The organism is Bacteroides mediterraneensis (assembly GCF_900128455.1).
In the GTDB taxonomy this organism is placed as follows: Bacteria; Bacteroidota; Bacteroidia; order Bacteroidales; family Bacteroidaceae; genus Phocaeicola; species Phocaeicola mediterraneensis.
Genome location: NZ_LT635783.1, coordinates 2,939,014 through 2,952,450 on the forward strand (window position 1 = coordinate 2,939,014; position 13,437 = coordinate 2,952,450).

Sequence of the window (13,437 nt, forward strand, 5' to 3'; positions counted from 1 at the left end):
ACAGAATTGAAAAAATATGACAGCATACGAATATTTGCTCGACCATCAGATTAAGCCTTCGGTACAACGCATTGCCATCATGGATTATTTGCTGAAGCACAAAACCCATCCATGCATTGACGAAATTTATACGGCGTTGTGCAAAGAGATTCCTACGCTCTCCAAGACCACAGTGTACAACACCCTCAAACTGTTCGTGGAGCATGGCGCAGCAAAGATGCTGACCATAGATGAAAAGAACGCTTGTTTTGACGGCGACATGCAGCCGCATGCGCATTTTCAGTGCAAGGTATGCAACAAGATATATGATGTACCTGTAAAGATGGACCCGAGTGAGGCCGAAATGTTCCAGAAAGACGGATTCATCGTGGAAGAGGTACACCAGTATTACAAAGGTATCTGTCCGGAATGTACAGGCAAAGACATAATGAAGAACTAAAAAACATAACTTATTAATAATAACTAACTACTTAAATTTTTTGACGTATGAAGAAATTTATCTGTACTGTTTGTGGTTACATCTATGAAGGTGAAGCAGCTCCTGAAAAATGCCCAATGTGTAAAGCTCCTGCTTCTAAGTTCAAAGAACTGGAAGAAGCTGAAGGTGGCTTGCAGTTCGTAGACGAACACGTTATCGGCGTAGCTAAAGGTTGCGACGACGAAATGATTAAGGACTTGAACAACCACTTCATGGGTGAATGTACTGAAGTTGGTATGTACTTGGCCATGAGCCGTCAGGCTGACCGTGAAGGTTATCCGGAAGTTGCAGAAGCTTTCAAGCGCTATGCTTGGGAAGAAGCTGAACACGCTGCTAAATTCGCAGAATTGCTGGGTGACTGTGTATGGGATACTAAGACAAACCTTGAAAAGCGTATGAACGCTGAATGTGGCGCTTGCGAAGACAAGAAGCGTATCGCAACTCGCGCTAAACAGCTGAACTTGGATGCTATCCATGACACTGTTCATGAAATGGCTAAAGACGAAGCTCGTCACGGAAAAGGTTTCGAAGGTCTGTACAACAGATATTTCAAGAAATAATTCAAACCGACCATTAAATCACAACGAAAAAAGACCGCACGGTATGTCCGATGCGGTCTTTTTTTATGGCTTCATGCCAAGCATAAATTATCGGTTACGGGTTCCCATCCAGGTAAGTCTGTGCCAAAGGGTTTCCAACGGTCCGCGCTTGAAATGGCGGAACCACCAATGGGCAAAAGCCAACTGCAACAGGAAGAAAACGATACCCACACACAGACTGACTGTCGTACCGCAATATTGGTGCAAAGCCAGTCCGTAACCGAAATACAGGAAACTCCCAATGACCGACTGCATGATGTAATCGGTAAGGCTCATTCTTCCATAGGGCACCAGAATCTTCTGTATCCTGCCCTTCCCCATCCAGTAAAGCAACAGGAATACAGAGACCATGGTCAGCATAAAACAGAAATTATACCAGGAATTCAGGATGGTCTTCAGGCTGTCCAGCATCAGAGGCTGAGACACTACCGAAAAGACAAGGGTCTTGACAAAGTAAAACACGACTGCCAGCGGAAGTGAAAAACACAACACGTAGGTCCAGAAATTGCGTGAACGCCCTAAGGCGGCTTCTGAAGATGAATCAAAATACCCCATCCGGCCTATCCACAGGCCGAGTACAAACAAGGCACAAGTCTGGAAAACCCTTCCGTAACACCAGGCCCAGTTCAAACTGGCCAGCTGACCGATGGTAAAGTTCATCTTCACCATTTCCCACCAGGAATCGCCTCCCAGCTGCGGATATACGTCTCCCAACGAAAAAATCATCTGGCGGGGTGCATAGTCCGGACTGAGCCATCCACACACCACTTTTATCCATTCCACCGGCTGAAGCATCAGTATGACGGAAAGTATCAGCAAAGACTGGTTCTTCCAATGCCGGACGGGCACCAGAATGAAGCCCAAAATGGCATAAAGCACCAATATTTCACCGGGGAAAAACAGGGAATTTACAAAGCCGAATCCCAACAGCAGCACCAATCTCCACATGTAGCGCCCCTTGAAATCCTCCCCACGCTTGGCAGCACTACGACTCTGCAAATAGAAAGTGAAACCAAACAGCAAGGCGAAAATGGCGTAAGCCTTCCCTGAGAACAAGAAAAACAACATATCCCACAGCGTTTTATCCAAATGAGCCAATACGGGAGAAGAAGGTTCGGGAAAAGAATAAAAATTGAAATGTTCGATATTATGGAGCAGAATAATCCCCATTACGGCAAATCCCCTCAGCGCATCAATGGCCAGGATTCGCTCTTTTCTCTGTACGTTTTCCATAAAAGATTCATATTAACAAAAAAGAAAACGGAAAACCGTTTCATCATCATCCGGATTTCCGTTTTCGCACCCAAAATGAAGACCTCTCAGCCCTTCATTTTGTCTACTATTTCTTTATTCTCAATTCTTGGTAGAATCAGTTGCTGCAGCCGGAGCAGTTGTAGCAGCTGCATCTTTCTGAGGAGCAGCAAAACCAGCAGGAGCATTCAACGGATTGGTCTTCTGTTCTTTCACCGCCTGTTCCATGATGACTGAAGACCCTTCAGCCTGAGAAGGAACCACGTATGCAGTAGCCACACTGACAATCACCATAAATGCAGCCAGACCCCAAGTCAGTTTTTCAATAAAATCGGTTGTCTTACGAACTCCCATAATCTGATTGGAAGATGCAAAACTGGAAGAAAGGCCTCCTCCTTTTGAATTCTGTATCAATACCACAAAGCACATCAATACAGCTGCAAGTACCATTAATACGACAAATAATAAATACATTTTCTTTTATTTTGATTTAGCGTTAATAATCAACTTCTCTAAAAACCTGATTTGGTCTGCAAAGTAAGTATTTTTTTTCGGATATTTCAAATTTAATTTTTTAATAATTTCCAGTGCTTTATCATATCGTTGCTGTTTAACATAAATTTTAGCCAAGGTTTCCGTGAAATAATTCTCCTCATCCTCCGGCTCGGACTGTTCCGTTTCAGACTGTTCCGGCTCCTCCTCCTTTTCCTGAGGCTTTTCCTCTTCTTCCTTCAAAGGAAGCGCTTCGCCGAAGGAAGTATCCTCCATTAAGGGAACTTCCCCTTTCCCCTCTTCTTTCGAAGCCTTTTCAATAAAGTTGTCAATCAGTTCCTGTCCTTTCAATGGCACAGTTTCCGCATCTTCGGCCGGAAACTCCTCTGCCAGTACGGAGGTATAGTCCACAGCCTCAGCCGGCAACGGAAGCAGGCTGTTCGTAGTTGCTCCACTGGTATCCGACAAGAAACGGTCAATCAAATCCAAGGTTCTGTCTTCGGCTCCTGCTGCAGGTATATCCGTTTTCTCCGCATGTTGCCTGATGATAAAATGTTCGCCTTCGATGGCATAAAACAACACACTCAAATCGGCCACGAACAAAGCTCCCTTGCATAATTCTTCCTGAAAAGAAGGATCGTGCAACAAGAACAAATTTTTCAGATACAAAATCCGGGCAGTCTGAAAATAGGGATAACGCTCCAAGAGCCTTTTCAATTCGTAAAGGCTTTCCGTTCCCAACAATTCCGGGTGCTCAATCCACTGCTGTAACCGCTGCTGTATCATTCCGCTCTTACCAATTGGCTACTGTGGCATTAAAAATCTGCTCTACAATTTCATCAATCATCTGCTGTACCAGCTCCTCTTGTACGGATGACAGCTGCTGGCTCGCATTATACTCACGGCTGGCCGTAAACTGCTGGTCAGAGAAATCTTCCGCATGGTTTGAATTGTTCACAAACCGTACATTTACAGTCATCCTCAACTCTGCCATTGTAGAATAACCGTCGGAACCAACTCCCTTGTTGTAGGCATCGTAATTGGTAATCTCACCCGAAAGTTCCAAGTCGCCCCCCTGACGCACCTGTTTCAAACGGGTCTGCTGCATGTATTTATCCTGCAAAGCCGTATTAAACATAGACTCCATGGGACCCCATACAAAGGCAGCCGAACGGTTCGGGAAGTTCTGGAAACTGATGGTCTTCACCTTATCGTAATTGATGGAAGACCCATTAAACTTATAGGACACGGTGCATGCAGTCAGAATACACAATACCACCGGAAGCACATACTTTGTCAGTCGGATATATTTCTTACTCAAGTCCATATTCTTTTATTTTTCTATAAAGTGTACGTTCTGATATCTTCAAATCATTCGCTGCATTTTTCCGTTTCCCGTGATGACGTTCCAACGCTTTGCGAATCATTTCTTTCTCTACTTCGTCCAGTGAAAGATTCTCTTCTACATATTCCTCCGTATCCTGCACATCCGACACATCCGCCGGAGTGACTTTCACACCAGAGGTCACGGGAGATACATTGCCAACGGAGGTTACATTAGAAACCTTCCCAACTTCCGTCACCGGATTCAATACGACTGAAGGAGTCTGCATCAAGCTGACCGGGGTTTCCGGAATATAATGAACCGGAGTCGTAGAAGCAGGTGTCATGGGAGCCCCCCCTGCCCGTTCCGCCATAATATCATGCACCAGCTTCTTCAGTTCCGTCACATCCCGGCGCATATCAAACAGCACCTGATAAAGAATCTCCCTTTCACTCTGAAAACCTTTCTCCCCTTCCGGTTTCAATCCACCTAAAAGAGTGGGATACTTCGATACAGGCTGTGCCGGCAGATATCCCTGCAGAATATCAGCAGTTATATCACGATTCGTCTCAATAATGGAAATCTGTTCGGTAATATTTTTCAACTGCCGGATGTTTCCCGGCCATGTATAAGAGACCAGCAAACGCCGCGCGTCATCCGTAAGTTGAATAGCCGGCATCCGGTATTTTTCTGCAAAATCAGCTGCAAACTTCCGGAACAGAAGAGGGATATCATCCGGACGTTCACGTAAAGCCGGCACCTTGATGGGCACTGTGTTCAAACGATAATACAAATCTTCACGAAACCGTCCGTCGGCTATCGCTTCTGAGAAATCCACGTTTGTGGCAGCTACAATGCGTACATCAGTTTTCTGTACTTTAGAAGAACCTACCTTTATATACTCTCCGGTTTCCAGCACACGAAGCAGACGGGCCTGTGTGGAAAGCGGCAGCTCTCCCACCTCATCCAAGAAAATAGTACCTCCGTTTGCCTCTGCAAAATATCCGTTACGGTCACTGATAGCCCCCGTAAAAGCCCCCTTTTCATGTCCGAACAATTCCGAGTCAATCGTACCTTCGGGAATGGCCCCACAGTTGACCGCAATATACGGACCGTGCTTCCGCCGGCTAAACTGATGAATAATCTGCGGAAAACTTTCCTTTCCGACACCACTTTCACCCGTAACCAATACAGACAGGTCCGTAGGAGCCACCTGCATAGCCACGTCAATCGCCCGATTCAACCCTTCACAGTTTCCGATAATGCCGAACCGCAGTTTCACATTTTGTATTTCTGATTTCACCATACATTCCTCGATTATATGACAAAATTACAAAAAGTTTGAGACCCGCCCATGCATTTAGTAAAAATTAGAAGACCGTACGAATCATGAAACGGATTCCCCATTTGCTGGCAGTAGGCAATTCATTGTAATTCAACCGACGCACATACTCCACATGCAATAATTTGAAGATATTGTGAATCCCTGCGCTCACCTCCACATACGGTTTCTTGGGGTCCATCACATAACTGGAAGTATGGAAATTTCCAGCCGCATCGTAATGTCCCGGGAAAAGCATCAGCTCTGTATCGTTGGCATTTTGAGGAAGCAACGGATTATTCTTGTCAGTCAGTGTACCCCACAAGCACTTGATACCGATAAACTCACGCCATTTCAGTTTTTTCAGCAAAGGAATACGATTGAATATCTTTCCCTGCAAATTCCATGACACATCCAAAGAAGCATAACGGTCGTTTAGGAACTCCATATTATTAATCAGGTTGAACGTTTCATCCTGAATAATATAAGACAAATTGGCAGCCGGCATAATCAGCAACGGGAAAGGAACCTTGTTCCACTGGATGCCTCCTTTCACACAGGTATCAATGTTTCCCCAAGAACTGAGCCACCAGCGCTTGTAAAGACTTATTTCCGTCATGTTATACGTATAATCACTTCCCAATATGCCTTTCAGTCCCAACGTGTGCTGCAAAGTGAACACCGGTGCATCGAGATTAATCGGCAAACGGCGTTGCTTGGTATTGACAAACGTTTCACCCGGCGCATAACGGAATGCCAGAGTAGCCTCCGCCAGCGAGAAATCCTTTGTGTTGTAAGGAGAATGTACCCATTCGGTACCGCTCAGTTCACCCGATGCCAAAGCCTGCTGCAACTGGTTTTCCTGAGCCATCGTACGGTAAAACAGTTTTCCACAAGCTTCCAGATTGGTATGCTTCAACATCAACGTGGTTTTTAGTCCACTCTCTTTCTCCAGCTCATACTTCACACTGGCCGTACGCTCGTAATTATACTGGTCGACCGAGGTCACCTTGAACGAAGTGAACACATTATCTTTGTCCGTACCCATGAACTTGTCTGAGGGCAACATGTTATCGTATGAATACGAAACCGTCAACGAATTAATCGGATATTCGCGCGGCAGGTATTCCTTCTTATTGAAAGAATATTCCACTTCAGCCTTATATTTCGACTTTTCATCCTTAAAGCCATACGCATAATATCCCCTCAAAAAGAGATGCGGGTTCAAGTTTGCCGTAGTTTGTGCAGAAGCTCTCAGGCGAAGCCCGTCAATATAGTTGCTGGATATCATCGTATTAATCGGACCGATATCCACCTTGCTGGGCCTTCCCTTCACCCCGGTTTCCACAAAGTTCTCAATGAAAGCCTTCGCCACAAACATGATGTACTTGAATCCTTTTATTTTTGCAAGATTGTCCACAAACGAATCCATATTGTCTTCCGACTTGGTCAGTTCCGTCGGACGATACTCCTTCCAGAAAGAATCATCACGCATCATCGCATTCACATCCTTGATTTCATCCCCCTTCTTCTTAAAAATCTTCGCAGGGATTTCATCAAACCCGAAATCGGAGTATCGTGTGGTACGCCTTACTTGAAATGAACCCAACAGCTTCTTCAGATAAGACAGCTCACACACCATATCATCCTCCATCAGTACCCACTCTCCTGAATCCAGCTGTCCGAACCTCTGTTCGATAATCATGTTGTCCACAAAGTTGATATCAGTCTTCTTAGGAAGATTCAAGATACACTTATTCACCCGGAAAGTAGAATCCGCCAGAATATACAAATGTCCCGTAAAACCAAAATCCTGCGAGTTGTTAGGAACGAAAGTCAGGTGAAAACATTTCTCACGGTCCACCATTACCGTATCCATGATGTAATACTTATAGAAATTGATACCCGCATTCGAAATCGGACTGTCGAAAGGATACTGCAAAAAGCGGAAACGGTCCTGATAGATATTAATATCCTGGAACACATCCTTCAACACCGTCGACAGTATGTCACCCGTGTTGAACAATTCGTTCACACCGGTAGAATTGATACCTTTCACCACCGTTTTTTCATCATGCGGATTTTTACGGTACAACTTCTCCGTCACTGTTTCATCGACAGATATGGGCAGAATATTCTTCCCCGTCACCTCACAGACCTCTACCTGATCGCGAAAGAACGGATATTTCTTAAACAGATTAGACTCCCGAAGCGAATCGGTCGTAATGTTGTTCAAAGAGAAAGTAATCTTCTGGTATTTATTATAATGATAGAAATCATTGACTCCCAAATCATTCAGTTTCTTGGCCGCGATGACTTTCTTCATCATCTCCACCGCCGGATTATTTTTCCGGGAATATTTTTCTTTCTTGGGCTTTACAATCACCTCATCCAACACCAAGTCCGGCTTCATTTTCACATCCAGCTTCTTGGTATTGACCGACACATTACGTACTTCCGTACCATATCCCACCATAGAGAAAGTGAGTTTAGTCCAACCGGGATGAGTAGCAATGGAATATTGCCCGTCTATATCAGTAATGGTTCCCACTCCTTTTCCGTCGTAATACACATTCAAATAAGGAATAGGGTCACCTGTTTCAGAGTCCGTCACAACCCCTGTAATCTGCGCTGAAAGTTTCACAACTCCCACACACAAGACGAGTAAAAAAAACAATCTTTTTATCATACCTGAATTTAATACTTAAGTAATATGCACTTAACCATTTTGTAAAAGTACATAGTGTAAAGGTCTCCAACAAATTTCACTCCCGAAAAATGACATTCTTACCTTTTTTTATGAATAATAGAATATAATTTTTTTCATTCAACAAGAAAAACCGGTAATGAAATCACCTTTCACTACCGGTTTCAAAACTATCTGTCAAAAATACAACTTCTCATCAGTCAATCTCTTCATCGGCCTCGTATCCACCCATCTCACGCAAGGCATTTTTCAACATCACATATTGCTGGAACAAATGATTGACAGGAATTTCCCCTTCCGTATAATCGTGCATCGGACTCTTCAAGAAGAAACTCAAGAACCGTTGGATGCCATAACGTCCTGCACGAGCAGCCAAATCACTCAAAAGCACCAAATCCAAACACAGCGGAGCTGCCAGAATGGAGTCACGGCACAAGAAATTGATCTTAATCTGCATCGGATAGCCCATCCAGCCGAAAATATCAATATTGTCCCATCCCTCCTTATTATCATTACGGGGAGGATAATAATTAATACGTACCTTATGATAATAATCGGAATACAAATCCGGCTGATTTTCAGGAACCAGAATGGATTCCAGCGTAGACAGCTTGCTCACCTCCTTAGTGTGGAAATTAGCCGGTTCATCCAATACCAGTCCGTCGCGGTTCCCCAGAATATTGGTAGAGAACCATCCGGACAAACCCAGGCAACGCGTACCGATAATCGGTGCAAAGCCCGATTTTACCAATGTCTGTCCGGTTTTGAAATCCTTTCCCGCAATTGGCATCTTGGTCTTTTCAGCCAATTCCCACATGGCCGGAATGTCAACCGTAGTATTCGGTGCCCCCATAATGAACGGAGCTCCTTCCGCCAAAGCCGCATACGCATAACACATGGAAGGAGCCACATGCTCCCGGTCGTCCTGCTTCATGGCGTTTTCCAAAGCAGACAAAGTGCCATGCACTTCTTCACAAACCGGCACATAAATTTCAGTGGAAGCCGCCCACAACACCACTACGCGTGCGCAATCATTTTCCGCCTTAAACTTACGGATATCCTCCCGCAGCTGCTCTACCATCTCCCAGCGGGTGGCACAATCCTTCACATTGTTTCCGTCCAAACGTTTGGCATAATTGCGGTCGAAAGCGGCTTTCATCGGTACAATCTTTTCCAATTCCTCTTTCACCGGGCGAATGTCCTTTTCACGCAACACCTCACAATTCATAGCCGACTCATAGGCATTGGCCGGATACACATCCCAGGCACCGAACACCATATCATCCAGTTTGGCCATCGGAACAATCTCGCCATAATGCAGGTACTTCTTCTTTTCTCCGCGTCCGACACGAATCTTATCATACTGTGTCATAGCGCCTACCGGCTTGGAAAGCCCTTTACGCACCATTAAAACTCCGGTCATAAATGTGGTAGCCACAGCTCCCAGACCCACGCATAATACGCCCAGCTTACCTTCAGCGGGCTTTACATTCATTTTTTCCATTTCTAAATTTCTTTTTTTCTTTCACTTTCCATCCTTTCCGAGAATCCAACACTCTGAACTTTCTAAAAGGACTAACTGCTCAAAGTTAAACTTTTATTTGATTAAACCAGCACTTTACTTCCTCTTTTATTGGAATATACGTAAAAATAAGACACAAATTCAGAAGAAAAAGCCATCAACAGTTTCCCCAGACAGTAAAATTATCCGTATCTTTGCAAGCGCATAAAAAGACATACCAATCCATGAATGATATTTGTTGCATCGGACACATTACATTAGATAAAATTGTGACTCCAAAACAAACTACTTACATGCCGGGAGGCACTTCTTATTATTTCTCTCACGGAATCCGCCGGTTGAATGACTTCAAGAACTACAAACTGGTCACAGCGGTTGCACCCAGCGAATACGGCATCGTGGAAGAAATGAGGAAGGAAGGTATCCAAGTGGAAGTTCTTCCAAGCCGTCATACGGTGTACTTCGAAAATACATACGAAGAAAACCAGGACAACCGTTCCCAGCGTGTACTGGCAAAGGCAGACCCTTTCACGGCAGATGCCCTCAAAGACGAAAATGCACGCATCTTCCATCTGGGAAGTTTATTGGCGGATGATTTTCCATTGGAAGTAGTCAAAGAACTGGCACAAAAAGGTACCTTGGCCGTAGATGCACAAGGATATTTGCGGGAAGTGAAAGGCGAACAGGTATATCCTGTAGACTGGCATGAAAAGAAAAAAGCATTGAAATACATTGACATTCTAAAAGTCAACGAACACGAAGCGGAAGTGCTGACTGGATTCAAGGACCCGCAACAGGCCGCCCGCCAACTGGCTCAATGGGGAGTAAAAGAAGTTCTGCTGACATTGGGCAGTTTGGGAAGCATTATCTACGCCGAAGGTAAATTCTACAAAATACCGGCCTACGCCCCGAAAGAAGTGGTGGATGCCACAGGATGTGGAGATACCTATGTGCTCGGTTATCTGTACATGCGCAACAAAGGTGCATCTTATGCAGAAGCCGGATGTTTTGCTGCTGCCATGTCGACCATCAAACTGGAAAAATCAGGGCCTTTTTCCGGAACGGAAGAAGAAGTGTGGCACATCCTGCAGACCGACAAGGCCAAGCCGGAAGTGTTGACAGCCCACTAAGCAAAAAAAAGACTATCTATAAAGAAAGGGTTTGCATACTGAATCACTCAGCTGCAAACCCTTGTTTTTTACCTGTCATCGGTTCCCGGATTATCCCATCTTACCCGTCAGATAAGCACGGGTACGTTCGTCAACCGGATTCTTAAACATCTTTTCCGTATCATCGTATTCAATCAGTTCCCCCATATACATGAACATGGAGCGGTCGGAGATACGCATCGCCTGCGACATGTTGTGTGTCACAATCAAGATGGTCACCTCTTTCTTCAGCTGGTCCATCAGGCCTTCAATGTGCTTGGTGGCAATCGGGTCCAAGGCAGAAGTCGGTTCGTCCATCAAGAGCACATCCGGCTGGAGTGCCAGTGAACGGGCAATGCACAAACGCTGCTGCTGTCCTCCGGACAGGAAGGTACCCCGCTTGGTCAAGGCATCCTTCACCTCGTCCCACAGACACACGTTCCGCAAGTTGCGTTCCACGATTTCATCTTTCTGCGACTTGGACAGATGGATACCGTTCAGGATATATCCGGCCAGTACATTGTCATAAATATTCATGGTCGGGAAAGGATTCGGGCGCTGGAACACCATACCGATACGTCGCCGCTCCTCCATCGGATGCATCTGCAGCACGTTCTCGCCATTCAGCAAAATCTCACCCGTCACACGGATATTCTTATATAGCTCATGCATACGGTTCACCGCACGCAGCAAGGTACTCTTTCCGCATCCGGAAGGCCCCATAATGGCCGTAATCGTATTTTTTTCAATATCGGCCGATACATGTTTCACGGCCATCACACTGCTGGTGTACGAGATGCACACATCTTTTATCTGGAGAATCGGATTCTTTATATTTTCCATTTCTTTGCAATTCGTTTAGCTAATAAATTCAGACATAACACAAAAGTCAACAGGAAGAGGGAAGCCCCCCATATCAGACTCTGCAGGTTCGGGTCGTTGAAGAATTCCCAAATCAGCAACGGTACGGCCGACATCGGCTTAGTCATGTTCCAGCTGATAGCCGCACCTCCCAAAGCCGTAAACATCAACGGGGCTGTTTCACCTACCACACGCGAGATGGCCAGCAAGATACCAGTAAAGATACTGCCCAAAGCAGAAGGCAACATCACCTTCAACATCACCCGCCAATAACTTCCTCCCAAAGCCAGTCCGGCTTCTTTCAACGTTTCCGGAAGCACCTTCATGGTTTCCTCCGTAGAACGGATAATCAACGGGAGCATCATGATGAACAGAGCCACACTTCCGGCAATGGCCGAATATCCTTTCATCGGCACCACCACCCAGATGTAGGTGATAATACCAATAATGATAGACGGAGTTCCCTGAAGCAAGTCGGTCAGGTAACTGACAATCACCGCGAACCAACTTTTTCTGTATTCTGAAAGACAAATACCACAGAGTATCCCTACCGGAATGGCTACTACAGCTGCCAGCATCAACATCAGAAATGTTCCGATAATTCCATTGGCAATTCCTCCCGGAATAGCTTCTCCGGCAGAGGCAGCCATCATCGCCTTATAGGCATTCGGCGTGGCCTCCGTGATGAACGACCAACCCAACTGCTTCCAGCCTTTCACCAGCACTTCCCCCAGTATGGCCAGCAACGGAATCGCCGTCACACCCGACAGCACACATACCAGGATGTAAAGCAACCGGCTTTTCAGGATACGCAATTTTATATTATTTTCGTACAACATAAATTCTTCTTATTTTTAAGCGTTAGACATGACGGGCACGGCGTATCAGAATCTTACCAATGATATTGATAATGGCAGTAATCAAGAACAACAGCAATCCGATAGCTATCAGTGAAGACAGTTTCAAGCCATCTGCTTCTCCAAACTGGTTGGCAATGATACTCGCCATGGTGTTTCCCGTGGTACGCAACGTGTCGGGCATCTGGTTCGTGTTACCAATCAACATAGTTACCGTCATGGTTTCTCCCAATGCACGACCAATGGCCAAAATATAAGAAGAGAAAATACCGGAACCCGCCATCGGGAAAATCACTCGCCGGATAACTTCTGCCCGTGTCGCTCCCATGGCATAAGCCCCTTCCTTCAAATCGGAAGGAACCATCTTGATGAATTCCGAACTCAATGAAGCCGCATAGGGTACAATCATGATGGCCAGCACAAACGAAGCGGTCAGGATGCCCGAGCCTTGCGGCGACAGATTCAAGTGCATGAACACCGTACGAAGTACGTAGAATCCCCACAGACCATAGATAATAGAAGGAATGCCTGCCAGCAAATCAATCACTGTCCCCAGTATGGCCGCAATTTTCTTTCCGCGGAAATACTCACCGGTAAACAGTGCGACAGGAAGAGAGAAAGGAATACACATCAGTAAGGCCAGCAGCGTGGTCAACAGTGTACCTGTAATAAAAGGAAGAGCGCCATAACTTTCTTTGCCGGCGGTGGTCACCCAGTCGTCCGAGAAAATGAAGTTCCAGAAGCCAAATGTTTCAAAAGCTCCAGAAGCGTCAACGGTGAGGGAGTAAATAATTCCCCCACCAATGACTGGTATCACAATCGCCGATAAGATAAGTAAGACTTTAAAAATTTTGTCTTGCATAATCTTTCGTCTTAA

At 45.4% G+C, this 13,437-nt stretch carries 13 protein-coding genes; 3 read left to right on the top strand and 10 right to left on the bottom strand.

Features of this window, described 5'->3' with window-relative positions:
• The first annotated feature begins 16 nt into the window (after nt 1–16).
• Together BQ7480_RS12555 and BQ7480_RS12560 are read left to right on the top strand one after the other, a co-directional pair.
• Nucleotides 17–439, top strand: coding sequence for a Fur family transcriptional regulator (locus BQ7480_RS12555; protein ID WP_072543130.1), 423 nt, complete (start codon nt 17–19; stop codon nt 437–439).
• Nucleotides 440–486: 47 nt separating this feature from the next.
• Nucleotides 487–1,038 (top strand): NADH peroxidase, encoded by a 552-nt coding sequence (locus BQ7480_RS12560; RefSeq protein ID WP_022354734.1) that lies wholly within the window; start codon nt 487–489, stop codon nt 1,036–1,038.
• Between the two features lie 87 nt (nt 1,039–1,125).
• On the opposite strand, the gene BQ7480_RS12565 is transcribed toward BQ7480_RS12560, so the two are convergent.
• From BQ7480_RS12565 to BQ7480_RS12595, 7 genes are all read right to left on the bottom strand, one after another.
• On the bottom strand, nt 1,126–2,310 hold the full coding sequence (locus BQ7480_RS12565; protein WP_072543131.1) for a DUF418 domain-containing protein: 1,185 nt from the start codon (nt 2,308–2,310) through the stop codon (nt 1,126–1,128).
• A 120-nt stretch (nt 2,311–2,430) separates the two neighbouring features.
• Nucleotides 2,431–2,802 (bottom strand): preprotein translocase subunit SecG, encoded by a 372-nt coding sequence (gene secG / locus BQ7480_RS12570; RefSeq protein WP_072543132.1) that lies wholly within the window; start codon nt 2,800–2,802, stop codon nt 2,431–2,433.
• Nucleotides 2,803–2,808: 6 nt separating this feature from the next.
• A complete protein-coding gene (locus BQ7480_RS12575) occupies nt 2,809–3,606 on the bottom strand; it encodes a hypothetical protein (RefSeq protein WP_072543133.1) in 798 nt (265 codons plus the stop codon).
• A gap of 7 nt (nt 3,607–3,613) precedes the next feature.
• Nucleotides 3,614–4,147, bottom strand: a complete 534-nt coding sequence (locus tag BQ7480_RS12580; RefSeq protein ID WP_072543134.1) for an LptE family protein — start codon at nt 4,145–4,147, stop codon at nt 3,614–3,616.
• Complete coding sequence (locus BQ7480_RS12585; protein ID WP_072543135.1) at nt 4,134–5,450, bottom strand: sigma-54 interaction domain-containing protein; 1,317 nt, start codon at nt 5,448–5,450, stop codon at nt 4,134–4,136. The genes BQ7480_RS12580 and BQ7480_RS12585 overlap by 14 nt, the downstream gene beginning before the upstream one ends.
• Nucleotides 5,451–5,514: 64 nt before the next feature.
• Nucleotides 5,515–8,154, bottom strand: coding sequence for a DUF5686 and carboxypeptidase-like regulatory domain-containing protein (locus tag BQ7480_RS12590; protein ID WP_072543136.1), 2,640 nt, complete (start codon nt 8,152–8,154; stop codon nt 5,515–5,517).
• A 214-nt stretch (nt 8,155–8,368) separates the two neighbouring features.
• Complete coding sequence (locus BQ7480_RS12595; RefSeq protein WP_072543137.1) at nt 8,369–9,676, bottom strand: inositol-3-phosphate synthase; 1,308 nt, start codon at nt 9,674–9,676, stop codon at nt 8,369–8,371.
• A gap of 242 nt (nt 9,677–9,918) precedes the next feature.
• Here BQ7480_RS12595 and BQ7480_RS12600 point away from each other — a divergent pair, with 242 nt between their 5' ends.
• Entirely contained in the window at nt 9,919–10,824 is a 906-nt protein-coding gene (locus tag BQ7480_RS12600) for a PfkB family carbohydrate kinase (RefSeq protein ID WP_072543138.1), read from the top strand.
• A gap of 90 nt (nt 10,825–10,914) precedes the next feature.
• On the opposite strand, the gene pstB is transcribed toward BQ7480_RS12600, so the two are convergent.
• The 3 genes from pstB to pstC are packed head-to-tail and all read right to left on the bottom strand — an operon-like array spanning nt 10,915 to nt 13,422.
• The gene (pstB, locus tag BQ7480_RS12605; RefSeq protein WP_022354725.1) at nt 10,915–11,685 is read right to left on the bottom strand and encodes a phosphate ABC transporter ATP-binding protein PstB; all 771 of its coding nucleotides are present in this window, start codon (nt 11,683–11,685) and stop codon (nt 10,915–10,917) included.
• Entirely contained in the window at nt 11,673–12,542 is an 870-nt protein-coding gene (gene pstA / locus BQ7480_RS12610) for a phosphate ABC transporter permease PstA (RefSeq protein ID WP_072543139.1), read from the bottom strand. Before pstA ends, pstB begins: the two co-directional genes overlap by 13 nt.
• Before the next feature lie 22 nt (nt 12,543–12,564).
• Nucleotides 12,565–13,422, bottom strand: a complete 858-nt coding sequence (gene pstC / locus BQ7480_RS12615) for a phosphate ABC transporter permease subunit PstC (protein ID WP_072543140.1) — start codon at nt 13,420–13,422, stop codon at nt 12,565–12,567.
• Between the last annotated feature and the right edge of the window lie 15 nt (nt 13,423–13,437).